The organism is Pantoea sp. QMID4 (assembly GCF_030270445.1).
In the GTDB taxonomy this organism is placed as follows: Bacteria; Pseudomonadota; Gammaproteobacteria; order Enterobacterales; family Enterobacteriaceae; genus Pantoea; species Pantoea vagans.
Genome location: NZ_BSXL01000008.1, coordinates 203,503 through 227,641 on the forward strand (window position 1 = coordinate 203,503; position 24,139 = coordinate 227,641).

At 56.8% G+C, this 24,139-nt stretch carries 23 protein-coding genes; 12 read left to right on the top strand and 11 right to left on the bottom strand.

What is annotated here, in order from left to right; translation table 11 throughout:
• Positions 1-55: 55 nt before the first annotated feature.
• From cysG to nirB, 3 genes are read right to left on the bottom strand one after another with little or no spacing between them, the layout of a single operon-like run.
• Positions 56-1,420 carry a siroheme synthase CysG gene (gene cysG / locus QSK07_RS18755; protein WP_285722264.1) on the bottom strand — a complete coding sequence of 455 codons (1,365 nt, stop codon included), beginning with the start codon at positions 1,418-1,420 and terminating at the stop codon, positions 56-58.
• A 45-nt stretch (positions 1,421-1,465) separates the two neighbouring features.
• Positions 1,466-1,792: a nitrite reductase small subunit NirD gene (gene nirD / locus QSK07_RS18760; RefSeq protein ID WP_098052209.1), complete on the bottom strand. Its 327-nt coding sequence runs from the start codon at positions 1,790-1,792 to the stop codon at positions 1,466-1,468.
• Positions 1,789-4,329, bottom strand: coding sequence for a nitrite reductase large subunit NirB (nirB, locus tag QSK07_RS18765; protein WP_285722266.1), 2,541 nt, complete (start codon positions 4,327-4,329; stop codon positions 1,789-1,791). Before nirB ends, nirD begins: the two co-directional genes overlap by 4 nt.
• A 221-nt stretch (positions 4,330-4,550) precedes the next feature.
• On the opposite strand from nirB, the gene QSK07_RS18770 reads away from it, so the two are divergent.
• Positions 4,551-5,828 (top strand): cytosine deaminase, encoded by a 1,278-nt coding sequence (locus QSK07_RS18770; protein WP_275222242.1) that lies wholly within the window; start codon positions 4,551-4,553, stop codon positions 5,826-5,828.
• Positions 5,829-5,863: 35 nt separating this feature from the next.
• Here QSK07_RS18770 and tsgA read toward each other — a convergent pair whose 3' ends face one another.
• Entirely contained in the window at positions 5,864-7,042 is a 1,179-nt protein-coding gene (gene tsgA / locus QSK07_RS18775; protein WP_285722269.1) for an MFS transporter TsgA, read from the bottom strand.
• 261 nt (positions 7,043-7,303) lie between these two features.
• Here tsgA and ppiA point away from each other — a divergent pair, with 261 nt between their 5' ends.
• From ppiA to argD, 5 genes are all read left to right on the top strand, one after another.
• Positions 7,304-7,876 carry a peptidylprolyl isomerase A gene (gene ppiA / locus QSK07_RS18780; protein ID WP_003852970.1) on the top strand — a complete coding sequence of 191 codons (573 nt, stop codon included), beginning with the start codon at positions 7,304-7,306 and terminating at the stop codon, positions 7,874-7,876.
• 99 nt (positions 7,877-7,975) lie between these two features.
• Positions 7,976-8,146, top strand: coding sequence for a YhfG family protein (locus tag QSK07_RS18785; RefSeq protein ID WP_285722271.1), 171 nt, complete (start codon positions 7,976-7,978; stop codon positions 8,144-8,146).
• A complete protein-coding gene (locus QSK07_RS18790; protein WP_285722273.1) occupies positions 8,136-8,729 on the top strand; it encodes a putative adenosine monophosphate-protein transferase Fic in 594 nt (197 codons plus the stop codon). The genes QSK07_RS18785 and QSK07_RS18790 overlap by 11 nt, the downstream gene beginning before the upstream one ends.
• 41 nt (positions 8,730-8,770) lie before the next feature.
• Positions 8,771-9,346, top strand: coding sequence for an aminodeoxychorismate/anthranilate synthase component II (locus QSK07_RS18795; protein WP_285722275.1), 576 nt, complete (start codon positions 8,771-8,773; stop codon positions 9,344-9,346).
• Positions 9,347-9,427: 81 nt separating this feature from the next.
• Complete coding sequence (gene argD / locus QSK07_RS18800) at positions 9,428-10,648, top strand: bifunctional acetylornithine/succinyldiaminopimelate transaminase (RefSeq protein WP_285722277.1); 1,221 nt, start codon at positions 9,428-9,430, stop codon at positions 10,646-10,648.
• Position 10,649: 1 nt separating this feature from the next.
• On the opposite strand, the gene QSK07_RS18805 is transcribed toward argD, so the two are convergent.
• Complete coding sequence (locus tag QSK07_RS18805; protein ID WP_013359266.1) at positions 10,650-12,725, bottom strand: YccS/YhfK family putative transporter; 2,076 nt, start codon at positions 12,723-12,725, stop codon at positions 10,650-10,652.
• 57 nt (positions 12,726-12,782) lie between these two features.
• The gene (gene crp, locus QSK07_RS18810) at positions 12,783-13,415 is read right to left on the bottom strand and encodes a cAMP-activated global transcriptional regulator CRP (protein ID WP_003852956.1); all 633 of its coding nucleotides are present in this window, start codon (positions 13,413-13,415) and stop codon (positions 12,783-12,785) included.
• Positions 13,416-13,718: 303 nt separating this feature from the next.
• Between crp and QSK07_RS18815 the strand changes: the two genes are divergently transcribed.
• On the top strand, positions 13,719-14,123 hold the full coding sequence (locus QSK07_RS18815; RefSeq protein WP_013359265.1) for an OsmC family protein: 405 nt from the start codon (positions 13,719-13,721) through the stop codon (positions 14,121-14,123).
• Between the two features lie 511 nt (positions 14,124-14,634).
• Here QSK07_RS18815 and QSK07_RS18820 read toward each other — a convergent pair.
• From QSK07_RS18820 to QSK07_RS18830, 3 genes are all read right to left on the bottom strand, one after another.
• On the bottom strand, positions 14,635-15,504 hold the full coding sequence (locus tag QSK07_RS18820) for a phosphoribulokinase (protein WP_013359264.1): 870 nt from the start codon (positions 15,502-15,504) through the stop codon (positions 14,635-14,637).
• 61 nt (positions 15,505-15,565) lie between these two features.
• The gene (locus QSK07_RS18825) at positions 15,566-15,784 is read right to left on the bottom strand and encodes a YheU family protein (RefSeq protein ID WP_013359263.1); all 219 of its coding nucleotides are present in this window, start codon (positions 15,782-15,784) and stop codon (positions 15,566-15,568) included.
• A 4-nt stretch (positions 15,785-15,788) separates the two neighbouring features.
• Complete coding sequence (locus QSK07_RS18830; protein ID WP_275222237.1) at positions 15,789-16,805, bottom strand: hydrolase; 1,017 nt, start codon at positions 16,803-16,805, stop codon at positions 15,789-15,791.
• A 57-nt stretch (positions 16,806-16,862) separates the two neighbouring features.
• Between QSK07_RS18830 and QSK07_RS18835 the strand changes: the two genes are divergently transcribed.
• A complete protein-coding gene (locus QSK07_RS18835) occupies positions 16,863-17,465 on the top strand; it encodes a LysE family translocator (protein WP_098052219.1) in 603 nt (200 codons plus the stop codon).
• A 1-nt stretch (position 17,466) separates the two neighbouring features.
• On the opposite strand, the gene QSK07_RS18840 is transcribed toward QSK07_RS18835, so the two are convergent.
• Positions 17,467-18,447, bottom strand: coding sequence for a LacI family DNA-binding transcriptional regulator (locus tag QSK07_RS18840; RefSeq protein ID WP_098052220.1), 981 nt, complete (start codon positions 18,445-18,447; stop codon positions 17,467-17,469).
• A gap of 236 nt (positions 18,448-18,683) precedes the next feature.
• Here QSK07_RS18840 and tauA point away from each other — a divergent pair, with 236 nt between their 5' ends.
• Genes tauA through tauD form a run of 4 tightly spaced genes read left to right on the top strand, consistent with a single transcriptional unit; the run spans position 18,684 to position 22,098 of the window.
• On the top strand, positions 18,684-19,661 hold the full coding sequence (gene tauA, locus QSK07_RS18845) for a taurine ABC transporter substrate-binding protein (RefSeq protein ID WP_285722285.1): 978 nt from the start codon (positions 18,684-18,686) through the stop codon (positions 19,659-19,661).
• 9 nt (positions 19,662-19,670) lie between these two features.
• On the top strand, positions 19,671-20,438 hold the full coding sequence (gene tauB / locus QSK07_RS18850; protein ID WP_033784147.1) for a taurine ABC transporter ATP-binding subunit: 768 nt from the start codon (positions 19,671-19,673) through the stop codon (positions 20,436-20,438).
• Positions 20,435-21,262, top strand: coding sequence for a taurine ABC transporter permease TauC (tauC, locus tag QSK07_RS18855; RefSeq protein ID WP_285722287.1), 828 nt, complete (start codon positions 20,435-20,437; stop codon positions 21,260-21,262). Before tauB ends, tauC begins: the two co-directional genes overlap by 4 nt.
• A complete protein-coding gene (gene tauD / locus QSK07_RS18860; protein WP_285722289.1) occupies positions 21,259-22,098 on the top strand; it encodes a taurine dioxygenase in 840 nt (279 codons plus the stop codon). Before tauC ends, tauD begins: the two co-directional genes overlap by 4 nt.
• 33 nt (positions 22,099-22,131) lie before the next feature.
• Here tauD and QSK07_RS18865 read toward each other — a convergent pair whose 3' ends face one another.
• Positions 22,132-24,036, bottom strand: a complete 1,905-nt coding sequence (locus tag QSK07_RS18865; protein ID WP_285722291.1) for an ABC transporter ATP-binding protein — start codon at positions 24,034-24,036, stop codon at positions 22,132-22,134.
• Between the last annotated feature and the right edge of the window lie 103 nt (positions 24,037-24,139).

The following is a 24,139-nucleotide window of genomic DNA, read 5'->3' on the forward strand; positions in this document are numbered from 1 at the left end:
TGGCTGAGCGGATAAAAAACGGCGGGCATTGTGCCCGCCGTTTTTATTTGCCCATTCAGAACCAGCGCAGGCTTTCGCGCAGACTTACCACGCTGCCGATGATCATCAGGCTGGGGCTGCTCACCTGACCGGCTAACGCTTCCAGCTCATTCAGTGTTCCGGTGACCACGCGCTGACGCGTGCTGGTGCCGTTTTCCACCAGCGCCACCGGCATATCGCTGCGCATCCCATGTTTTATCAGCTGCTGCTGAATTTCTCCGGCCTGGCCCAGCCCCATATAAAAGACCAGCGTCTGCTGCTCTGCTGCCAGCGTCTGCCAGGCGAGCGTAGCGGATTTCTGCAGATGCCCGGTAACCAGCCTGACGCTCTGCGCATGATCGCGATGGGTCAGGGGAATACCGCTGTAGGCCGCACAGCCTGATGCCGAGGTGATGCCCGGCACCACGCTAAACGGAATCCCCAGCTGCGCCAGCGCTTCCAGCTCTTCACCACCGCGACCAAAGATAAAGGGATCGCCACCTTTCAGCCGCACCACGCGTTTTCCGCGCTGCGCCTGTTCGCAGAGCAGCCGATTGATCGCATCCTGCGGCACGCAGTGATGTCCGGCGCGTTTACCGACGAAGAAGCGTTCGGCATCGCGGCGCACCAGATTCAAAATCTCATCGGAAACCAGCCGGTCATAGACGATGACGTCCGCCTGCTGGATCAGCTGCAAACCTTTGAGTGTGAGCAATCCGGCATCGCCCGGACCGGCACCGACCAGCGCCACTTCACCCTGTTGCGGAAGGTCTGCGCTAAAAAGCGCGTTGGTAATCTGATCCGCGCGTTCACTGTCGCCGTTAGCCAGCGTCTGGGCCAGCCGCTCGCTGTGAAAGAAGCGCTCCCAGAAGTGGCGGCGGGCATTGAGGGAGCCGAATTGCTTTTTCACCCGATCGCGCAGGCCACCCGCCAGCTGCGCCAGCTGACCCAGATGTTGTGGCAGCATCGCCTCCAGTTTCTCCCGCAGCAGCCGCGCCAGCACCGGCGCGCGTCCACCGGAAGAGACGGCGACCATCAGCGGGGAGCGGTCAATGATCGACGGCATAATGGCGCTGGCCTGCTGCGGCGCATCCACCAGATTACAGAAAATCTGCTGTTTTTCAGCTGCGTCTGCCACCTGCTGATTGACCGCATCGTGATTGGTGGCGGCGACAACCAGCCAGCAGCCGGTCAGCCACGTGGGATCAAAATGCCCGGGCAGCAGCGTGACGGCTTTCTGCTGCGCCCATTGCAGGAAGGCAGGGGAGAAATCGGGGGCACCGACCCAAAGATCGGCACCGGCCGCCAGCAGCAGGCGCGCTTTTCGCTCCGCCACGTCACCCGCGCCGACCAGCAGACAGCGTCGGCTCTGCAGGCGGCAGAACAAGGGGAAGTAGTCCATCAGAGGTCCTTAAAAAAGCCCGCTAAGGCGGGCAGTTGACAGGCGTTACAGGCAGACTTCAACCTGTCCGGCGTTGACCCGCACCGGCCAGGCCGCCACGGAGCGCGTTTCATCCTCCATGCAGTAGCCATCGCTGAGGCGGAAATGCTGCTTCTTCAGCGGGCTGGCCACCCACAGCGCCTCCTGATGTTCGGCGATGATGCCGCGTGATAGTACGCTGGCATCGGCAAACGGGTCGATATTGCTGATGGCATAAAGCTGCTCATCGTCGCGCGGGCGGAAGATAGCCACCTGCTGACCTTTGACCAGCGCGCAGACGCCCGTAGCGGGCAGGATCTGCGTCAGCGGGCACACCGGATTCCACTGGCTCATAATTCGATCTCCTCAATCAGGGTCACGGCAATACGTTCTTCAGGGCGCGCCGGGCGATGCTGATTGCGTTCTGTCACCCGCTGCACTGCAGGGTCGCGCTGCGGCGAGTTGATAAAGTGGGTAAAGTGCGTCAGCTGACTCTCATCTTCCAGCGTCGCCTGCCATTCACAGCGAACGCTGGCACGCAGCGCGGCGAGCTGCTGTTCCATCTGGCTGTTAAGGCCGAGTTTGTCATCCACAATCACGCTACACAGATAATCGATGCCACCTTCCAGACTCTCCAGCCACAGCGAGGTGCGCTGCAGGCGATCGGCGGTGCGGATATAGAACATCATGAAGCGGTCGAGATAGGTGACCAGCGTCTGCTGATCGAGATCTGCCGCCAGCAGGTCGCCATGACGCGGTTTCATGCCGCCGTTGCCGCAGACGTAAAGGTTCCAGCCTTTTTCGGTGGCGATAATGCCGACATCTTTTCCCTGTGCCTCTGCGCATTCACGGGTGCAGCCAGAGACACCAAACTTCATTTTGTGCGGCGTACGGATGCCTTTATAGCGGTTCTCGAGCATAACGCCGAAGCCGAGGCTGTCGCCCACGCCGTAACGGCACCAGGCGCTGCCGACGCAGGTTTTCGCCATACGCAGCGCCTTGGCATAGGCCTGGCCGGTCTCAAATCCGGCCTCGATCAGCTGTGACCAGATAGCGGGCAGATCGTCTTTCTGCGCGCCAAACAAGCCGATGCGCTGCGAGCCGGTGATTTTGGTATAGAGCTGATAACGTTCGGCGATCTCGCCAATCACTTTCAGTCCGTGCGGCGTGATTTCACCGCCGGGCGAGCGCGGGATGACCGAATAGGTGCCATCTTTCTGGATATTGCCCAGATAGAGGTCGTTGCTGTCCTGCAACGGTGCGTGCTGCGGCTTGAGTACGTATTCGTTCCAGCAGGAGGCGAGCAGGGAGCCCACCGCAGGCTTGCATATTTCACAGCCGTAACCCTGACCATAGCGGACCAGCAGCTCATCAAAGGATTTAATCTCTTCCACCTGAATCAGGTGATACAGCTCCTGACGTGACCAGGCGAAGTGGGCACAAAGGTGGTTATTGACCTCGATGCCCTGACGACTGAGTTCACTGTTAAGTACCTGAGTAATCAGTGGGATACAGCCGCCGCAGCCCGTACCAGCTCGGGTACTGCTTTTCAGCGCGGCCACGGTGTGACAGCCACCCTGAACCGCCCTGATGATGTCGCCTTTACTGACGTCGAAGCAGGAGCAGATTTGCGCGGTATCTGGCAGGGAATCGACGCCGATGGCCGGTTTATCTCCGCTGCCCACAGGCAGAATCAGCGCTTCCGGGTTATCCGGCAGCGGAATACCATTCAGCACCAGCTGCAGCAGGTTGCCATAGTCGCTGGCGTCGCCCACCAGCACCGCACCCAGCAGAGTTTTCTGATCTTCACTGATAATCAGGCGTTTGTAGACCGATTTGCTTTCATCCAGCCAGACCACGCTGCGTGCGCCTGGCGTGGTGCCGCGCGCATCGCCAATGCCGCCGACATCGACACCCAGCAGTTTGAGCCTGGCGCTCATGTCCGCGCCGGTAAACGCATTATCGCGGCCCAGCAGATGGTCGCTGGCGACCTGCGCCATTTTGTAACCTGGCGCCACCAGGCCATAGAGGCGATTCTGCCAGGCGGCACACTCACCGATGGCGTAAATGGCGGGATCGCTGGTGCGGCACTGATCATCAATGGCGATGCCGCCGCGCGGGCCCAGCGTTAATCCACACTGCTTCGCCAGTTTGTCCTGCGGGCGAATGCCAGTGGAGAAGACAATAAAATCGACTTCCAGCGCGCTGCCGTCGGCGAACTGCAGCGTTTTACCGCCGTGCTCATGATGCACTATCTGCTGGGTGTTTTTGCCGGTGTGGACCCGCACGCCCATCTGCTCAATCTTACGACGCAGCTGTTCCCCGCCTTGCTGATCGAGCTGTTCTGCCATCAGTACCGGCGCAAATTCAATGACGTGGGTTTCAATACCCAGATTTTTCAGCGCGCCCGCTGCTTCCAGTCCCAGCAGACCGCCGCCAATTACCGCTCCGCGTTTGCTGCGACGCGAGCAGGCTTCAATGGCGTTGAGATCTTCGATAGTGCGGTAGACAAAGCAGTCGCTGCCTTCGGCACCATTAATTGGAGGGATCCACGGATAAGAGCCGGTGGCAAAAATCAGTGTGTCGTAGTGAACCGCGCGACCGGTGCTGGAGTGGATGAGCTTCTCATCACGGTTAAGGGTGATGGCGCGCTCGCCCAGCAGCAGATTGACCTGATGTTTGTCGTAATAGCCTTCACGAACCAGCGACAGCTCTTCGGCGGTGTGATGGGAGAAGTAAGCGGACAGGTGGACACGGTCGTAGGCGACGCGGGGTTCTTCACAAAAGACGGTCAGCGAAAACAGGTCGGGTTCCGCTTTCTCAAGTAACTCTTCTATGAAGCGGTGGCCGACCATGCCGTTACCGATAACGACGACATTTTGCTTGCTCATTTTTGCCTCAAATTTGCGATATCTGCGGCTACAATAGCGCGCCCTTTCTGACGCTTATTGATATGCATCAACCACAATGCCATATACCCATTAAGAGGTATATATTTGATTTTAATCAGGTTTGTCTGAAGAAGCTAACCTGCTGAATATCCTGCATTGCCGCGGGTGGTATGAATCGTGTTAGTTTTAACCACACAGGTTAATCGGATAAGGAATCAGCCATGCTGTCACCTAAGTGGATCAATAACGTGCGTTTGCCCTGGCGGGAAGGGTTGTGGCAAATCGAAATCGCCGATGGAAAAATAGTCCGAATTTCAGCCCAGCCGCAGCAGCCTTCTCCGGTGGAGCAGTCGCTGGACGGCGAGGGCGGCTTAGCCTGCGCGCCCTTTATTGAGCCGCATATTCATCTGGATACCACCCAGACGGCGGGTGAACCGGCATGGAATCAGTCCGGCACGCTGTTTGAAGGGATTGAGCGCTGGGCCGAGCGTAAGGCGCTGCTCAGCCACGAAGATGTGAAACAGCGGGCGTTACAGACGCTGAAGTGGCAGATCGCCAACGGCATTCAGTTTGTGCGCACCCATGTTGACGTGTCTGATCCGTCACTGACGGCGCTGAAAGCAATGCTGGAGCTGAAAGCGGAGATGGCACCCTGGATCACGATTCAGATAGTGGCGTTTCCCCAGGAGGGCATTCTCTCCTATCCCAACGGCGAAGCGCTGCTGGAAGAAGCCTTGCGGCTGGGCGCGGATGTGGTCGGCGCGATTCCGCACTACGAATTCACCCGCGAATATGGCGTTGAGTCGCTGCATAAAACCTTTGCGCTGGCTGACCGCTATGACCGGCTGATCGATGTTCACTGCGATGAGATCGATGATGAACAGTCACGTTTTGTGGAAACCGTGGCGGCGCTGGCACATCGCGATGGCAACGGCGCACGCGTGACGGCCAGTCATACCACCGCGATGCACTCTTACAATGGCGCGTACGCCTCACGGCTGTTCCGGTTGCTGAAGCTGTCGGGCATTAACTTTGTTGCCAATCCGCTGGTCAATATTCATCTGCAGGGTCGCTTTGACACGTATCCTAAGCGGCGCGGCATTACGCGGGTAAAAGAGATGCTGGAGGCCGGGATCAACGTCTGCTTCGGCCACGACGATGTGTTTGATCCCTGGTATCCGCTGGGCACCGCCAACATGCTGCAGGTGCTGCATATGGGATTACATGTCTGTCAGCTGATGGGCTATGAGCAGATTGATGCAGGTCTGGATCTGATTACGCATAATAGCGCGAAGACGATGCAGCTTGCAGGCTATGGCATTCAGAGCGGCAATGAAGCCAGTCTGATTATACTGCCAGCAGAGAGCGGTTTTGATGCGGTAAGAAGGCAGGTCCCGGTGCGCTATTCGCTGCGTCGCGGTGTGGTCGTGGCGGAGACGAAGCCTGCAGAAAGCGAGATTTACTGGCGGGAACGGGAACGCGTAGATTTCCGGCGTTAACGAGCAGGGCGGCGATCGCTCGCCGCCCTGAAGGATTAATGCGTGACGTGACCGTGAGTACGATGACGGCTGACAAAGCCGAGTAGGGCACACATCACAAATACCACGGCGTAAAGCGCGTTCGCCGTCGCCAGTGCGGTATGCACACCACTTTTCTCAACGATAGGCGCCGTGACCACAAAGGTCAGCATGGTGCCGACGGTGCCGCAGGTCAGAATGAAGTTCACCAGCTTCGGTGACGCCACTTTGGTCTGGAGCGAGCCGAGAGTGATGATGGTGGTATAGATAGCACTTGAGCTGAAGCCCAGAATCATGATGATCCATTTCAGCATGCCGGCATCGCTGCTGCTGACAAACCAGTACATCAGCACTGTAGCCAGACCCGCCAGTACCATCAGAATGCGCTGCAGATCGAAGAAGCGCAGCAGGAAGCTGAAAGCCCACATTCCGACCATATATGCCGTCCAGAAGCTGCCCACCAGTTGTCCGGCGTCATTGATGTTCATGCCCATAACTTTGGTGGCATATTCCGGCACCCAGGAGATAAAGCCGAGCTGGCCCAGAATGTAGCAGAGTGCCGCGACAGCCAGCAGCAGCACGCCCACACCCCATTTCTCTTTCTCAACGGTCGGGCTGTTCTCAGGCTTGCGCAGCACCGGGAACTCCACAAACAGCGTCATGACGAAGATGGCGACGTAGATAACACCGATGCAGACGTAGACCCAATACCACGGCAGCTGACGCGCCAGCAGAATGCCTGCCAGCACCGGAAACAGCGTGCCCGCCATGCTGAAAAAGGAGTCGGTAAACAGCAGGCGTGAACCACGCTGACGGCCTTCATACAGGTGAGTGATCAGGAAGGTGCCGATCGACATAGTGATGCCGCTGACCACGCCCAGCACAAACATACAGAGCGAGAAGACGGTCAGATCGCGGCTGGTCATCAACCCGATTATCGCCAGTACCATCAGGACGAAGCCGAAAATCAGCTGACGCTTCAGTGGCACAATCACCATCAGCCAGGCGTTCAGGAAAACTGCCGCCAGGATGCCGCTGTTGAGGAAGGTGAAGGTATTACTCATGCTGGAGATGGGGATCTGGAAATCTTTTGCGATATCGCCCATTACCATGCCGGTAACGATCACCAGCGCGCCGGTCAGCGCGTAGGAGAAGAAGCTTATCCAGGTAAGGCCAATACGATTACGGTTTGTCATGTTCTGAACCTGTTGAGAACCGGGTGCCAAAAAGTGTCAGAAAGTGTAAACGGAACTGTGATCTTAATAAACCAGCAGTGAAACTACAGATCCATATTTCATGCGTTGTGTGATTTTAATCACGCAATTACGATTGTTTAACGTTTGCTCAGTGCTTTTGCCGCAACAGCGTAAATATAGGTAAAACGCTGGCTCATGGAATAGAGTCTCTTTACAATCAATCACGTTTTTGTGCCCGCTCTCCCAGGTAAGGAATCTTTTATGTTTAAACGTACTTTAACAGCGGCCATCACCCTGTTAGCGCTCTCTTCCGTTTCCGCCCAGGCGCTGGCCGCAAAAGGTGACACCCACGTTCTGCTCACCACCTCCGCCGGCAATATCGAACTCGAACTGAATAACCAGAAAGCGCCGGTTTCTGTGAAAAACTTCGTTGATTACGTCAACAACGGTTTTTACAACAACACCATTTTTCATCGTGTGATCCCAGGCTTTATGGTGCAGGGTGGTGGCTTTACCACGGATATGCAGCAGAAGCAGACCAACGCGCCAATTAAAAACGAAGCGGACAATGGACTGCGTAACCTGCGCGGTACCATCTCTATGGCGCGTACCGCCGATAAAGACAGTGCCACCAGCCAGTTCTTCCTCAACGTCGCGGATAATGCGTTCCTCGACCACGGCCAGCGCGATTTCGGCTATGCCGTATTTGGTAAGATTGTGAAGGGTCAGGATGTGGTTGAAAAAATTTCTCAGGTGCCGACCAAAGATGTGGGTCCGTACCAGAATGTGCCGTCCAAACCGGTAGTTATCCTCTCCGCCAAAGTCCTGCCTTAACGTTTTTTGTCGCCATCTGCGGATGGCGACCGCCTGCCGCTTCCGGCAAAGCCAGAATTTGCTCTTATACTTAGGGCAAAAACCTGAGCAGGAGGCGGTATGGCGAACAAACTCACCGAAAAACAGAAGGTCACTCTGTGGCAACAGCGGCGTAGCGCCAGCTATCAGGCCAGCTGTAAGCTGGAAGGCTTTGCGCCGAATGAAACCAGCCTGAACAGTGAAGATGCGGTTGCACGCCTGGCGTCACTGAGGAGGCAATATGGACTCTGATACCGCTGTGACTCAGGATCCTTATCTGTGGCAGCATGACACAGTGCTGAAAAATCTGGCCGACATTCATGACGCCGCGCAACTGCGCAAGGCGGAGCTGAGCTTCAGTGCAGCACGTGTTGCTACGCTGGAACTGGGACCGCGTAATCCCGGATTGCCTTACCTGCGCCAGATCCACCGCACGCTGTTCCAGGACGTTTACAGCTGGGCCGGCGAACTGCGCACCATCGATATCTGGCGTGATGATACGCCGTTCTGCCATTTTGAATATATTGAAAAGGAAGGCAACGCGCTGATGGCCATGCTGGAAGAAGAGAAAGGACTCGCTGAGCTGACGCGTGACGCATTTATCCAGCGCATCGCCCATTATTACTGCGAAATCAATATGCTGCATCCCTTCCGTCATGGAAATGGCCGGGCGCAGCGGATTTTCTTTGAACAGCTGGCGCTGCATGCCGGTTATCTGCTGTCGTGGGAAGAGACGGACACAGAGAGCTGGAAAGCCGCTAATCAGGCGGGTGTAGCCGGAGACCTGGCCCCGCTGGAGCAGGTGTTTGCGAAAGTGGTGAGTGAGGCGGCTTAACCGCGTAGAATAGCGGCGCGGTTTATCATTCTGGACGCGTCATGCTGCTGCTTATCGACAATTACGACTCCTTTACCTGGAATCTTTATCAATATTTCTGCGAGCTGGGTGCGCAGGTTCAGGTGGTGCGCAATGATGCCATCACCCTGGAGCAGATGACAGCGTTACCGCTGACCCATCTGGTGATCTCGCCTGGCCCCTGCACGCCGTCAGAGTCGGGCATCTCGCTGGCGGCGATCCGTCACTTCGCCGGTAACGTGCCGGTGCTGGGTGTCTGTCTGGGCCATCAGGCGATCGCGCAGGCCTACGGCGCGCAGGTGGTGCGGGCGCGTCAGGTGATGCACGGCAAAACCTCCGCGATTCAGCACACCGGTCAGGGCGTGTTCCGAAATCTCAATAATCCCCTTACCGTGACCCGCTACCACTCGCTGATTGTGCAGCGTGATTCCCTGCCCGATGCGTTCGAGGTGACGGCCTGGACGGTGCGTGATGGCGAGCCTGACGAGATTATGGGATTCCGCCATAAAACCCTGGCGCTGGAAGGCGTGCAGTTCCATCCCGAAAGCATTCTCAGCGAGCAGGGACATCAGCTGCTGCGTAATTTCCTTGCGCAATAAGTTGCCTTTGAGTGATTTTTTATGCATATTTTGTGATTATTATTTCAATGTTGCACAACATTCATTCAAATGGGGTCACTAATGGCAGCGGAAAAAATTGCGGTCACGCGGGAGACGTTCGATAACGTTATTTTGCCTGTTTATGCACCTGCGCAGTTTGTGCCGGTAAAAGGCAAGGGCAGTCGCGTATGGGATCAGCAGGGCAAAGAGTATATCGACTTCTCGGGTGGTATTGCCGTTACCGCACTTGGACACTGCCATCCTGCGCTGGTGGAAACACTGAAGAGCCAGGGCGAAACGTTGTGGCACACCAGCAATGTCTTTACCAACGAACCGGCGTTACGTCTTGCCAGTAAGTTAATACAGGCGACTTTTGCCGATCGCGTCTTCTTCGCCAACTCCGGTGCCGAAGCCAATGAAGCTGCGTTTAAGCTGGCGCGTTACTACGCCTGCAAACGTCACAGCCCGTTTAAAAGTAAGATCATCGCGTTTCATAACGCTTTTCATGGCCGGACGCTGTTTACCGTTACGGTCGGCGGCCAGCCAAAATATTCTGACGGATTCGGCCCGAAGCCGGCGGACATTGTCCACGTGCCGTTTAATGACCTGGACGCCGTGAAAGCAGTAATCGACGATCACACCTGTGCCATTGTGGTTGAACCGATTCAGGGTGAGGGGGGCGTCATGCCCGCGACACAGGAATTTATGCAGGGACTGCGTTCACTTTGCAATCAGCATCAGGCGCTACTGGTACTGGACGAAGTACAGAGCGGTATGGGACGTAGCGGCAAACTGTTCGCCTATGAGCATTATGGTGTCCAGCCCGATATCCTGACCTCAGCCAAAGCGCTGGGTGGCGGTTTCCCGGTCAGCGCCATGCTGACCACGAATGATATCGCTTCGACCATGGCACCGGGCGTGCATGGCACCACCTATGGCGGCAACCCGCTCGCCTGTGCCATTGCCGAAACCGCGCTGGATATTATTAATACGCCGGAAGTGCTGGCGGGTGTGGAGATGCGTCGTCAGCACTTTGTCACGGCGCTGCAGGCCATCGACGCGAAGTATGACCTGTTCAGTGACATTCGCGGCAAAGGTCTGCTGATTGGCGCGGCGCTGAAACCTCAGCATGCCGGCAGGTCGCGCGACATTCTGAATGCTGCTGCCGCTGAAGGGGTGATGGTGCTGGTGGCTGGCACCGACGTGATGCGCTTTGCTCCGTCGCTGATCATCGAGCCTGCTGACATTGAAGAGGGCATGAGCCGCTTCGCTACTGCCGTTGGCAAAGTGCTCAACGGCTAGCTTAGTTTTTGCGTAAGCGTCTGATTAACCAGCGGCCATGTTGCGGTCGCTGGTTCCACGCCAGCGATGAAATGGTGTACATCACGCTCAGATGATCGAGAATGCGCCGCACATGCTGTTCCACCACCGTGATCGGTCCCTCACTGATGTTCTCCAGGTCATCCAGCAGATTCACCTGTGAGCTTTCACCATCATATTCCAGCCGCTGCTGACACCGCTGCAGCGCAATTTCGCAGGACTGCAGATAGCGTTGAGCCAGCGAGGCGGTCAGCATCGTGTGCTCACGCGCCAGAATCGTTATCGCATTGATATGCTCGACGATAAACTGACTGTGCGTGACCCAGAGCCGCATATCACTCAGATAGCGCGAGTTGAACGCGGGTTCCTGCATCGCCTGATTTAACGAGTTAAACAGTGCATTGTGTGCCTGATTAACCTTCACGCGCTGATAAGCCAGTTTCTCTGGCGACTGTTCATCGCCCAGCAAGAGCCGCAGCGCATCCTGATAGGTTTCCAGCGCATCGTGGGCGTTCTGCCGGAGTAAGCCGCTCTGCCACTGCGGCCACAGCCACAGCATCCCGCCAAAGGCGATCAGACAGCCCATCAGTGTATCCATCAGTCGCGGCAGCAGAAACTGCGCGCCATTCAGTGACAGCAGTTGCAGCGAGTAAACCGCCGTGACCGTAAAGCCAATCATCGACCAGCCATAAAACTGGCGGGTAAAGCGATAGCTGATAAAGGTGATCGCCAGCATGATCAGCAGTACCAGTGACTCCGGCACCGCCAGCCGCAGCGTGGCAGCCGCAATCACCAGTCCTGCAAAGGTGCCCAGCGCCCGGTGCTGGATACGGACGCGGGTGGCACTGTAGCCGTTCTGGCTGACGAACATAATGGTCATCAGGATCCAGTAGGGCTTAGGGATGTTGAAGAACAGCGCCAGCGCACTGCCCAGCATCAGCATCACCGCAAAGCGACCCGCCGTGCGCAGCGCCGACGAGCGAAACGAGAGATAACTTCGCAGCGCCGGTAACAGCGGCAGGCGGCGCTGGCGGTCTGCCATCAGATCGCGCTGGTAAAGCGGCTTCTGGGTGCGCAGCACGCGCGCAATGCGGTTGAAGTGATAAAGGCAGAAATTACCCACCGGATTATCGGGGTGCTGATGAGCAATTTTCTCCAGCGCGCCGAGCTGTTTATCCATCGCAAAACGGTCGGGTAACTGGTGATAAAGGATGTTATCCGCCAGCACCCGCAACCGGGCGGAGATGGTTTTGGCATTCCAGCGGATCACCGCTTCAGCATGGCTCTGCTCCACCAGCTTCTGTACTTCTTCCGGCCGATGCAGGCTGACCGAGATATGCTCCTGCAGATCGAGCGCCACCTGAAAAGCGCGTGTCAGCCGCTTATGGCTGTGATCGCGGCTGGCCGACAGCATGTGCATCTGCTGATAACAGGTGTTGATCAGATCGACCACTTTCTGCTGGTGAGCCAGCAGCGGCGGCAGCGCTTTTTCGGGATCGGTCAGCTGTGTAAGCAGGGTATATTTGGCGTCGCAGTAGTTGGCCAGTTCGCGGTAGATGAGGCTGAGGCTCTCACGCATCGGCTGCTCTTTCCACAGCCAGAACCAGAACCAGTTAAATACCCCATACCAGAGCGTGCCGCCGATATAGAGCAGTGGAGTGACATAGATGGGCATGCGGCCAATCAGGCTGAGGGTAAAGATGGCGGCAATAAGGGTGCCGGGCAGCAGACGGCCATGCAGCGGACTAATCTCACCGGTGACGCCGAGCAGCAAAGGCATAGCGAAGAGGATCAGCGGCAGTGGAATCGCATGCAGGGTGAGCCACTGGATCAGGAAGCTGCCGAGGGCAAACAGGCTGCCGCCTACAATCAGACGTTTGAAGAAGCGTTTATGCGGAGTATCGAGACCGGCGATGTTGCAGCAGGCGGGCACTAGTGAGAACAGCAGACCTTTTTGCAGGTCGCCAGCCAGCCAGCCCAGCGCGACCGGCAGACAGAGCACCAGCGTTTGCCGCAAGGCGTAGTTAACTTCAGGATGGTAAATGATTCGACGCCACATCGCCCCAACACAAACAATAACGGCGTGATGTTGCCATCACGCCGTGGATGACAGGAATTAGCGGGTGCCGTAAACGACGATAGTTTTGCCGTGTGCGGAGATCAGGTTCTGATCTTCCAGCATCTTCAGAATACGGCCCACGGTTTCACGTGAACAACCCACAATCTGGCCAATTTCCTGACGAGTGATTTTAATTTGCATGCCGTCGGGATGCGTCATGGCATCTGGCTGCTTCGCCAGGTTAAGCAGGGTCTGAGCAATGCGTCCGGTGACGTCGAGGAAAGCGAGGTTACCCACTTTTTCAGACGTGACCTGCAGGCGACGCGCCATCTGCGAGGAGAGTCGCATCAGGATGTCGGGGTTAACCTGGATCAGCTGGCGGAATTTCTTGTAAGAAATCTCCGCTACTTCGCACGCGCTTTTCGCACGTACCCAGGCGCTGCGCTCCTGACCTTCTTCGAACAGGCCAAGCTCACCAATAAAATCGCCCTGATTCAGGTAGGAAAGAATCATCTCTTTGCCTTCTTCATCTTTAATCAGAACCGCGACGGAACCTTTCACGATGTAGTAAAGCGTTTCTGCTTTTTCACCTTGATGAATCAGCGTACTTTTGGATGGATACTTGTGAATATGGCAATGGGACAGGAACCATTCGAGTGTAGGGTCTGTTTGCGGTTTGCCGAGAACCATTCGCTATTATCCTCTGTTGTAATCGTGCCCAAAATACAGGGGGCAGTTTTCCCTGTCAGGCGGTGAAAGCTTCAAGCGTTTCCTTTTCAGGAAATTATTCGGGCCGCATCAGGCGCAGTGCGCATCATTCTTCCCGGCTTCGCCATCGGGTGACGAAAAATATTTTCAGCACTGTTTGTAGCACAGCTTTTGCCGACTGTCTTCTGTTGTCTCGCTTCAGCTAGAGGCGGATTTCTCTGGATTGCTGTTTACCAGGTGAAAGCGTACTCTGGCGACAAAACAGCGCATTCCGGAGCAAAAATCATGCAGGCAAGAGTGAAATGGGTAGAAGGGCTGACATTCCTCGGAGAATCCTCATCCGGCCATCAGATACTGATGGATGGCAATTCGGGTGATAAAGCGCCCAGCCCAATGGAGATGGTGCTGATGGCGGCGGGTGGATGCAGCGCGATTGACGTGGTTTCAATTCTGCAAAAAGGTCGTAACGATGTGGCTGATTGTGAAGTAAAACTAACCTCAGAACGTCGTGAAGAGGCGCCGCGAATCTTTACGCACATCAACCTGCATTTTATCGTGAGTGGCAAAGCGCTCCAGGATAAAGCGGTCTCACGCGCCGTCGATCTTTCAGCTGAAAAATATTGCTCGGTGGCCATCATGCTGGGTAAAGGTGTGACGATTACGCATAGCTATGAGGTGGTTGAGCTTTAATGGCCGCAGGGATCATCGCAGACCTGTTAACTTCACTTCCAGTGTCTGATGCAGGTTGCTTCAAGACTGTGCCTGCGCAGAGAACCGGGTCAGATCGGAAAGACGCAAAAAACGCCATCCATGGCATGCTCGGCCCGCGCAATTACGCACCTCATCCCTGAGGTGCGCCCGTAACCGGGCCAACGCATTGCGTTGTTCAAAAACGCTCAAGGCGTTTTTGTCCCAGCCGCGGGACGCTTTCCTCTTCTGACCCGGTTCCCTGCGTGTTGAGCTTATCTATTGCTGTCAGATTCTTTGTGCCTAGGGTTTGTCTGTAGCGGCCTTACTGAAACCGGATGCGGTTGCCGGACGTGAAGCGAAGGGAGCATACGCCTGTAGCAAAGCGTCCTGCCCCAGGGATGGGGCGGGCCGAGCGTGCCATGGATGGCGGTTTTGCGTCTTTGCGAAAGGCGTATGCTCCCTGACGCCTGCTCAGCAGTCATTCTTTACCGCACGAAAGGCATCTGCTCTCTTACTCTATCCGTTTACCTTCCATAAGCCGCTTCACCAGCGGGCCCATGATCAACTCCATCGCCAGCCCCATTTTGCCGCCGGGTACGACCAGCGTATTAATGTGCGAGATAAACGAACCCTGCAGCATTGCCAGCAGGTAGGGGAAGTCAATGTCCTCCAGCCCCTGAAAGTGAATCACGACAAAGCTCTCATCCAGTGACGGAATGGCGCGGGCTGCGAACGGGTTGGAGGTATCGATGGTTGGAACGCGCTGAAAGTTGATATGGGTGCGTGAAAACTGGGGCGTGATGTAGTTGATGTAATCTTCCATTGAGCGCACCACGGAATCCATCACTGCTTCACGTGAATGACCGCGCTCGCCGGTGTCGCGCACCAGCTTCTGAATCCACTCCAGGTTAACAATCGGTACCACGCCCACCAGCAGATCGACCTGTTCCGCCACGTTGTGCTGCGCCGTCACCACACCGCCATGCAATCCTTCATAAAAAAGAATATCGGTGTTCTGCGGTAGCGGCTGCCAGGGCGTAAAGGTGCCGGGCACCTGGTTCCACGGCACCGCCTCATCGTAAGTGTGCAGATATTTACGCGACTGACCCTGTCCGCTGTGACCATACTCTTTAAAGCTCTGCTCCAGCAGGCCAAAGTCATTGGCTTCCGGGCCGAAGTAGCTGACATGACGTCCCAGATCGCGCGCCTTACGAATCGCCATATCCATTTCCGGACGGGTAAAGCGGTGAAAACTGTCACCTTCAAGTTCCGCCGCATGCAGGTCAAGCTGCTGAAAGATTTTGCGGAACGCCAGGCTGGTGGTGGTGGTTCCTGCGCCGCTGGAACCGGTCACCGCGATAATGGGATGACGTGCAGACATAGAAAAGCTCCCTGTGAGGTCGGACGATGAACATTGTTATCATGAAAGGGTGCCGGGTGCATCAGCCACGAAATTCTTTGCGTGGCATGATATTGACCGATTCATGCAGTTCCGACCACACCAGCACTACCTCACCGGTTTCCAGCTGGCGTCGCACATCAGCCACCTTGTCCAGCAGGCTGCGTTCATGCTCGCCATAGTCAGTGCCTTCACGCAGCACAAAGGTTTCAATCAGATTTTCAAGGGTCTCAGGAGAGACCTGTTGCCAGGGAATAATCACGAGATCAGTTGTCCAGGAAAGAGGCGATCCACTGCGGGATGCGCTGTTCCAGCCACATTTCGGGCTGGCGTAACGTCCCACCGACAAAACCGACGTGGCCGCCGTGTGGTGTCAGTTGATAAGTAATAGTGGCAGATAATTGGCTGCTGTGCGGGATCACCTCATCACTCATAAAGGGATCGTCTTTGGCGTGGATGATCAGCAGCGGTTTCTCTGCGCGCTTCAGCCAGGGCATGGCGCTGGCACGATGATAGTAATCGGCTGCATCGACAAAACCGTGGGCACGGGCGGTAATCGCATCATCAAAATCGCGCAGTCGTCGCAATGCTTTTAGCTGCGCCAGATTGACCGGCAACGTGTCCGGCCACGCGTGCAGTTTGCGGCGGGCATTTTTCTTCAGCTGCGCCAGCAAATAGTATTGATAGAAGCGTGAGAAGCCACGTTCCAGTTTCACGCTACACGGCTCCAGCAGCAACGGCGCGGAGACAATGACGCCTGCATCCACTTCGGCAGCGGCGCCCTGCTGGCCCAGCAGGCAGCCCAGCATATTGCCGCCCAGAGAAAAACCGATGGCAACGGTCGGCACCTGGCCCCAGCGCGTTCGCAGCCAGTGCAGGAAAAAGCGGGCATCTTCCGTTTCGCCGGAGTGATAGATGCGGTTCAGCCGGTTAGGTTCGCCGCTGCAGCCGCGAAAATGCATCACCACTGCCAGCCAGCCGCGCGCACGGCAGATGTTCATCAGGCCATGAATATAGGGGCTGTGAAAGCTGCCCTCCAGCCCATGAAACAGCACGACGCGCGGTTTATGCTGCGCCTGTTGTGGATCTTCGCTCCAGGCGAGATCGACAAAGTCGCCATCCGGCAGATCGAGTCGCTGCCAGTGTGGAGCGAACGTGACACGGCGACGCAGCAGGCGCGGTAGCATTGTCTGCAGGTGGGCGTTACGCAGGCTGTCAGGCGGTGTGAATTGCTCGTTTTCCGATCCGGTAAATTTCATGTGGTAAAAGCTTGTCTGTTCCATATCACACTGTTAGCTTCGATAAGTTTTTTTTGCAAGGGTAAGGAGTACCCGATTGCCATGGAACTGAGTCTCTTCTTATCAATGTTGGGCTTTCTTTGGGTCGCGGCGATTACGCCCGGACCTAATAATATGTTACTCACCGCCTCAGGCGCTAATTTTGGCTTTCTGCGCACCATTCCGCTGATGATCGGTATCATGATCGGCATGCAGGTGATGCTGCTGATGGTGGCCTTTGGCGTTGGCGGTCTGATCCTGCTCTATCCATCGCTGCACCTGGTACTGAAGATTGCCGGTAGCCTCTATCTGCTCTGGCTGGCGTGGAAGATAGCGACGTCCAGCTATGAAAAGCTGGAAACCGATCAGGCACCGGATGCGCCGATGCCGTTCTGGCAGGGTGGGTTGCTGCAACTCATCAATCCTAAGGCCTGGCTGATGGCGCTGGGCGCGGTCGCCAGCTTCAGTCTGGCGGGTGATGCATATCGTCATTCGGTAATGGCGATAAGCGTCGGCATGTTTCTGGTTAATCTGGTGTCAGGCGTGATCTGGATGGGATTTGGCGCGATGATCGGCCGCATTCTGCGCAGCCGTCGCGCCTGGAAAACTTTTAACCTGGCTATGGGGCTGCTGACGGCGGCCTGCGTGCTGTTAATCTGGCACTGAGTCAGCTGGATGCGCGTTCAACGCGCGTCCAGGGCAGTACCTCACGAATCACTGGCGCGTTCGGATTGCGGATCTTCTGGAGCAGCAGCTGCACACTGCGCGCGCCCAGCTGGTTCATCGGCTGCTCAATGGTGGTCAGCGGCGGATTCAGGCTGCGGGTAAACGGTACGCCATCAAACCCGACGACCGCCAGATCTTCCGGCACGCGCAGACCTGCTTCCAGCGCCGCATGAACCACGCCTACCGCCAGTACATCTGACACCGCAAACACCGCATCCGGCGGTTCCGGCAGCGCCATCAACTCCTTCAGCCCCTGACTGCCTGCCTCAGGGGAGATCTCACAGGTATAAGAGACGCCGGACCACGCATACCCCAGTTCCTCAATCGCCAGCCGGTAGCCTTTTTCACGATGATGCGAGTAGAGGTAGCGCATGTCGCCATTGACCAGCCCGATGCGTTTACGCCCTTTACCGGCGAGGTAATGGACGGTGTCACGCGCCGCTTCAAGGTGGTCAATGCTGACTGAGGAGGCGGGAATGTCGGGATTAAATTCACAACACTGCACCCAGGGGGCTCCGGCGATCAGCGCCTGCAAATCCTGTAAGCCGGAGGCCGCATCCATGGTAATCACGCCATCCACCACTTTGCCGGTCAGCAGACTCAGATAGGCGGCTTCACGCTGAAGCTGCGAGGCGGAGTTACAGAGCAGGATATGATAGCCATGCAGTTCCGCTTCGGCCTCGATGCCCTGAACCACGCGTGAACAGAAGGGATTAGTGATATCCGAGATTAGCACCAGCAGCATGTTGCTTTGCGCCGTACGCAGCTGACGAGCCAGCAGATTGGGCTGATAGTCGCAGGCAGAGATTGCCGCCAGAACTTTCTCACGCGTATCGGGCTTTACGCCGGGATGCGCGTTGAGAACCCGCGATACCGTGGCTTTGGAGACGCCAGCCAGCTGAGCGACTTTCTCGATCGACATCGGACACAGAGACCTTAACAGGCAAAAATTGGGAACGCATATCAATAGCACAGGGATAATGTGAGCGCCTGACATTTTTGCTTACTTTAGCTATTTTCAGCATTTGCGATTTTTAACTTAGTTTTGCAGATAGTGATCTAAGAACTTATTTCTATTAGGGATAATTTTTAATTCCTTTATGAAACTATAGCGGCCGCAGACACTACCTCCACGATAAAAATGGCGGGGTAATGATCATGGCAGCAACACGTTTAACTTTTTTAGCCGCAGCGCTGGCGCTGCTGGCGTTTCGGGCAGATGCGGTCAATGTCACCGTGGCGTACCAGACCTCAGCCGAACCCGCGAAAGTGGCGCAGGCTGACAACAGTTTTGCGAAAGAAAGCGGGGCCAGCGTTGACTGGCGTAAGTTTGACAGCGGTGCAGGCGTTTTACGCGCACTGGCTTCCGGCGACGTCCAGATTGGTAATATCGGTTCCAGTCCGTTAGCGGTCGCAGCAGCGCAGAAACTGCCGATTGAAGCATTCTTACTCGCCTCTCAGCTGGGTAACTCTGAAGCGCTGGTGGTAAAAAAGAATATTACCTCCCCCAATGATCTCATCGGTAAACGCATCGCGGTGCCGTTCATCTCCACCACCCACTACAGCCTGCTGGCTGCACTGAAGCACTGGGGCATCAAGCCGTCGCAGGTGCAGCTGGTGAACCTGCAGCCGCCAGCGATTATCGCGGCCTGGCAGCGTGGCGACATTGATGGCGCTTACGTCTGGGCGCCCGCAGTCAATGAGCTGGAGAAAGAGGGCAAGGTGTTAACCGACTCTGCGGAAGTGGGAAGCTGGGGATCACCGACGCTGGATGTCTGGGTAGTCCGCAAAGATTTTGCCGAACAGCACCCGGAGATCGTGACCGCCTTTGCCCGCAGCGCGATCGATGCACAGCAGGCCTACCTTAACAATCCCGACAGCTGGCTGAAGCAGCCCGATAACCTCAGCAAACTCTCACGCCTGAGCGGTGTGCCGGAAGCGCAGGTGCCGGGTCTGGTGAAGGGCAATACCTACCTGACGGCGCAGCAGCAGGTTGAGCAGCTGGGCAAGCCGGTTAATAAGGCGATCGTCGATACCGCGCAGTTTCTGAAAGCGCAGGGCCGGGTGCCGCAGGCGGATAACGACTACAGCAGTTATGTGACCTCCCGCTTCGTCGAGCCATTAGTTAAACCGTAAGGAGGCACTATGCTGCGCATCGCTCACCTTAATGCCCGTTATGCCGGACAGCCCGTGTTGCAGGATATCAATCTGCAACTGGATAGCCAGGAACTGCTGGTCGTGCTCGGCCCCTCCGGCTGTGGCAAAACCACGCTGCTTAATCTGGTGGCCGGATTCCTGCCGGTGGAGTCGGGCAGCATCACGCTGGATAACCAGCCGGTGACCGGGCCAGGCGCGGAGCGCGGCGTGGTGTTTCAGCATGAAGGGTTACTGCCGTGGCGCAACGTGCTGGATAACGTTGCCTTTGGGCTGCAGCTGGCGGGGATGCCGCGCCAGGCACGTGAGGCCATAGCGCGGAAACTCATCAGGCAGGTCGGGCTGGAAGGGGCGGAAAAGCGCGCCATCTGGCAGTTGTCCGGCGGTCAGCGTCAACGGGTAGGTATTGCCCGCGCGCTGGCCACCGATCCGCAACTGCTGCTGCTGGATGAGCCGTTTGGCGCACTGGATGCTTTTACCCGTGAGCAGATGCAGACCCTGCTGCTGACGCTGTGGCGCGACAGCGGTAAACAGATCCTGCTGATTACACACGATATAGAAGAGGCGATTTTCCTCGCCAGCGAACTGATTCTGCTGTCGCCAGGACCGGGCCGTATCGTGGAGCGGCTACGGCCCGACTTTGGCCGCCGTTTTGCTGCGGGAGAGTCGTGCCGCAGCATCAAATCCGATCCGCAGTTTATCGCCCAGCGCGAATATGTGCTGAGCCGGGTATTTGATCAGCGGGAGGCGTTTGCATGAGCGCGTTAATCCAGGACAAGTCTCTGCCGGTGCGCCGCAGGCTGCGCTGGCCGTTTTCAACCGCCTTTACGCTGAGCATGCTGAGCCTCTCTCTCCTGTTACTGCTCTGGTGGGGCGTCACCGCGCTGGGCCTGATTGCTCCGCTGTTCCTGCCGTCGCCGCAGCAGGTGTTCAGCAAGCTGCTGGTGATTGCCAGCGCGCAGGGCTTTATGGATGCCACGCTGTGGCAGCATCTGGCCGCCAGCCTGACGCGGATGCTGATTGCGCTGACGGCTGCTGCCGCTATCGGTATTCCGGTGGGGATTCTGATGGGCCTCAGCCCGGTTGCTCGTGGCCTGCTCGATCCGCTGATTGAGCTCTATCGCCCGATTCCGCCACTCGCCTATCTGCCGCTGATGGTTATCTGGTTCGGCATTGGTGAGACCTCGAAAATCCTGCTGATCTATCTGGCGATCTTCGCGCCCGTGACGCTCTCTACCCTGGCCGGGGTGCGTAACACACAGCAGGTACGTATTCGCGCTGCTCGCTCGCTGGGGGCTAACCGCTGGCAGCTGCTGCGCTGGGTGATTCTGCCAGGTGCGCTGCCAGAGATTCTGACCGGTCTGCGCATTGGTCTGGGCGTGGGCTGGTCAACGCTGGTGGCGGCGGAGTTGATTGCCGCCACGCGGGGTCTCGGTTTTATGGTGCAGTCAGCGGGAGAGTTTCTCGCCACTGATGTGGTGCTGGCGGGTATCGCAGTGATCGCCTTTATTGCTTTTAGTTTAGAACTCGGGCTCCGCGCGTTGCAGCGCCGACTGACGCCCTGGAGTGGAGAACAGTCATGAATGAACGTCTCAGTTTTATCCCGCTTGGCCCCTATATCGGCGCGCAGGTTTCAAACCTGGATGTCTCCCGGCCATTAAGTGATGCGCAGTTTGAACAGATTTACCATGGCCTGCTGCGCCACCAGGTGCTGTTTCTGCGTGACCAGAAAATTACGCCGGAACAGCATCGTGCCCTGGCAATCCGCTTTGGCGACCTGCATATCCATCCGGTCTATCCTCACGCAGAAGGTGTTGAGGAGATTATCGTGCTGGATACGCATCAGGATAATCCGCCAGATAACGACAACTGGCACACCGATGTCACCTTTATCGACACGCCACCGGCCATCGCTTTGCTGGCCTCAAAAGTGTTGCCGGAGGCGGGCGGTGACACGCTCTGGACCAGTGGCATTGCGGCCTATGAGGCGCTCTCTGAGCCTTTTAAGCAGTTGCTGGCAGGCCTGAGTGCCGAGCATGATTTCAAAAAGTCATTCCAGGAGTACAAGTACCGCAAAACTGAAGAGGAACATCAGCGCTGGCAGCAGGCGGTGGCGAAGCATCCACCGGTGCAGCATCCGGTGATCCGCACCCATCCGGTCAGCGGCAAAAAAGCGCTATTTGTGAATGAGGGTTTTACCACGCGGATTGTGGAGTTAAGCGAGAAGGAGAGTGATGCGCTGCTGGGCTTCCTGTTTGCGCATGCCACCAAACCCGAGTTTCAGGTGCGCTGGCGCTGGCAGCCAGACGATCTGGCTATCTGGGATAATCGGGTCACGCAGCATTATGCTAATGCCGACTACTATCCTGCCCGGCGGATCATGCAGCGGGCGACGGTACTGGGAGACAAACCGCGTTAAAAGAGAATCTCCCCGCTCGCGGGGAGAGTTTATTTATGAAGCCATCATCTGTTCGAGCTGTTCCTGGGCTTCCAGCCACGCCATCTCAACCTCTTCCAGCGCAGATTTACTCTCCGCCTGACGCTGCAGCGCGGTGGTCAGGTCCACTTTACGGCTCGGATCATAAATCGCACTGTCTGAGAGCTGCGCTTCGGCATCGGCCAACTGGCTCTGCCATTTGCTCATCTGCTTTTCCAGCTTCTCGATCTCTTTGCGCAGGGGTTGCGTCTGGGTGCGCAGTTCGGCATCGCGGCGCTTCTGATCTTTACGCGCCTGGGCACTGTTGCCGTTATCCTGCTTTGGTGCGGCATCCTGTTGTGCCTGCTGTTTCTGCAGATCGCTCAGCCACTGCTGATAATCTTCGAGGTCGCCCTCAAACACATCCACTTTGCCATCGTGCACCAGATAGAGATCGTCGGTGGTGGCGCGCAGCAGGTGACGGTCGTGCGACACCACCACCAGCGCACCTTCGAAGTCGATCAGCGCTTCAGTCAGCGCCTGACGCATATCGAGATCCAGATGGTTGGTAGGTTCATCGAGCAGCAGCAGGTTAGGGCGCTGCCAGACAATCAGCGCCAGTACCAGTCGCGCCTTCTCACCGCCGGAGAAGCGTTCGGTGTTTTCAGTGACTTTATCGCCACGGAAATCGAAGCCGCCAAGATAGTCACGCAGCTGCTGTTCAGGCACCTGAGGCGCAATGCGCGACAGATGCTGCAGCGGCGACTCGTCAGCCCGCAGGTACTCCAGCTGATGCTGGGCGAAGTAACCGAGCTTGATCCCTTTCGCCAGACCCATCTTGCCGTCCATCGCTTCCAGCTCACCTGCCAGCAGCTTGATCAGGGTCGATTTACCGGCGCCGTTACGTCCCAGCAGGCCGATTCGCGATCCCGGAACCAGGTTGAGCTTGATGGCGTCGAGAATGATACGGTCGCCATAGCCCGCGGTGACCTTCTCCATCTTCATCAGCGGGTTAGGCAGGTTCTCCGGCTTGCGGAAGGTGAAGCTGAACGGATTGTCGACATGGGCCGGCGCGATCATCTCCATGCGCTCCAGCATCTTGATGCGGCTCTGCGCCTGCTTCGCCTTGGTAGCCTGGGCGCGGAAACGATCAATGTAGCTGTGTAAATGCGCCACTTTCTCCTGCTGACTCTCATACAGCGCCTGCTGCTGAGCCAGTTTGGCGACGCGCTGCCGCTCAAAGGAGCTGTAGTTGCCGGTGTATTCGAACATCGACTCCTGTTCGATATGGATAATTTTGTCGATGACCGGATCGAGGAAGTCACGATCGTGCGAGATCAGGATCAACGTGCCTTCATAACTCTTCAGCCAGCGCTCCAGCCAGATTACTGCATCAAGATCGAGGTGGTTGGTCGGTTCATCCAGCAGCAGCAGATCGGAGCGGCAAATCAGCGCCTGCGCCAGGTTAAGGCGCATGCGCCAGCCACCGGAGAAGTCGCTGACCGGCCGCTGCAACTGTTCCTGACTGAAGCCCAGACCGTGCAGCAGGCTTGAGGCGCGCGCATGAATGCTCCACGCCTGCACCGCATCCAGCTTGCCATGCAGCAGCGCAATAGCATTGCCATCGTCGCGCAGATTGGCGTCCGCCAGTTCTGCCTCAAGCTGGCGAAACTGGCGATCGCCATCAATCACGTACTCCAGCGCAGCTTTATCCAGCGCGGGGGTTTCCTGATTCACCCAGGCCAGCGCCCAGTGAGAGGGGAACGTGACGGTACCGGCATCGCTGGTGATTTCACCTTTTAACAGCGACAGCAGCGTGGATTTCCCACAGCCGTTTTTACCCACCAGCCCGACCTTCTGGCCGGGATTGATGGTGGCGGTGGCGTTGTCAAGCAGGACGCGGATGCCGCGGCGAATTTGTAAGGCTGAGAAGACAATCATGTAAGCGCCGTATCGTCAGAATATGTTAATTTACTGGCAACATAATGAGATTTTGCTGCGTTGTGCATGGTAGCGGAAAACCGCACCAATGACGACGCTTTGG

Coding starts and splice junctions, on each gene's coding strand:
- QSK07_RS18830 (WP_275222237.1), bottom strand. CDS start 16,805: ATGGAACAGACAAGCTTTTACCACATGAAATTTACCGGATCGGAAAAC.
- QSK07_RS18785 (WP_285722271.1), top strand. CDS start 7,976: ATGGCGAACAAACTCACCGAAAAACAGAAGGTCACTCTGTGGCAACAG.
- QSK07_RS18805 (WP_013359266.1), bottom strand. CDS start 12,725: ATGTGGCGTCGAATCATTTACCATCCTGAAGTTAACTACGCCTTGCGG.
- cysG (WP_285722264.1), bottom strand. CDS start 1,420: ATGGACTACTTCCCCTTGTTCTGCCGCCTGCAGAGCCGACGCTGTCTG.
- QSK07_RS18840 (WP_098052220.1), bottom strand. CDS start 18,447: ATGTCGATCGAGAAAGTCGCTCAGCTGGCTGGCGTCTCCAAAGCCACG.
- tauA (WP_285722285.1), top strand. CDS start 18,684: ATGGCAGCAACACGTTTAACTTTTTTAGCCGCAGCGCTGGCGCTGCTG.
- tauC (WP_285722287.1), top strand. CDS start 20,435: ATGAGCGCGTTAATCCAGGACAAGTCTCTGCCGGTGCGCCGCAGGCTG.
- QSK07_RS18790 (WP_285722273.1), top strand. CDS start 8,136: ATGGACTCTGATACCGCTGTGACTCAGGATCCTTATCTGTGGCAGCAT.
- QSK07_RS18820 (WP_013359264.1), bottom strand. CDS start 15,504: ATGTCTGCACGTCATCCCATTATCGCGGTGACCGGTTCCAGCGGCGCA.
- QSK07_RS18835 (WP_098052219.1), top strand. CDS start 16,863: ATGGAACTGAGTCTCTTCTTATCAATGTTGGGCTTTCTTTGGGTCGCG.
- QSK07_RS18770 (WP_275222242.1), top strand. CDS start 4,551: ATGCTGTCACCTAAGTGGATCAATAACGTGCGTTTGCCCTGGCGGGAA.
- tsgA (WP_285722269.1), bottom strand. CDS start 7,042: ATGACAAACCGTAATCGTATTGGCCTTACCTGGATAAGCTTCTTCTCC.
- QSK07_RS18795 (WP_285722275.1), top strand. CDS start 8,771: ATGCTGCTGCTTATCGACAATTACGACTCCTTTACCTGGAATCTTTAT.
- nirB (WP_285722266.1), bottom strand. CDS start 4,329: ATGAGCAAGCAAAATGTCGTCGTTATCGGTAACGGCATGGTCGGCCAC.
- argD (WP_285722277.1), top strand. CDS start 9,428: ATGGCAGCGGAAAAAATTGCGGTCACGCGGGAGACGTTCGATAACGTT.
- nirD (WP_098052209.1), bottom strand. CDS start 1,792: ATGAGCCAGTGGAATCCGGTGTGCCCGCTGACGCAGATCCTGCCCGCT.
- tauB (WP_033784147.1), top strand. CDS start 19,671: ATGCTGCGCATCGCTCACCTTAATGCCCGTTATGCCGGACAGCCCGTG.
- tauD (WP_285722289.1), top strand. CDS start 21,259: ATGAATGAACGTCTCAGTTTTATCCCGCTTGGCCCCTATATCGGCGCG.
- QSK07_RS18815 (WP_013359265.1), top strand. CDS start 13,719: ATGCAGGCAAGAGTGAAATGGGTAGAAGGGCTGACATTCCTCGGAGAA.
- ppiA (WP_003852970.1), top strand. CDS start 7,304: ATGTTTAAACGTACTTTAACAGCGGCCATCACCCTGTTAGCGCTCTCT.
- QSK07_RS18865 (WP_285722291.1), bottom strand. CDS start 24,036: ATGATTGTCTTCTCAGCCTTACAAATTCGCCGCGGCATCCGCGTCCTG.
- crp (WP_003852956.1), bottom strand. CDS start 13,415: ATGGTTCTCGGCAAACCGCAAACAGACCCTACACTCGAATGGTTCCTG.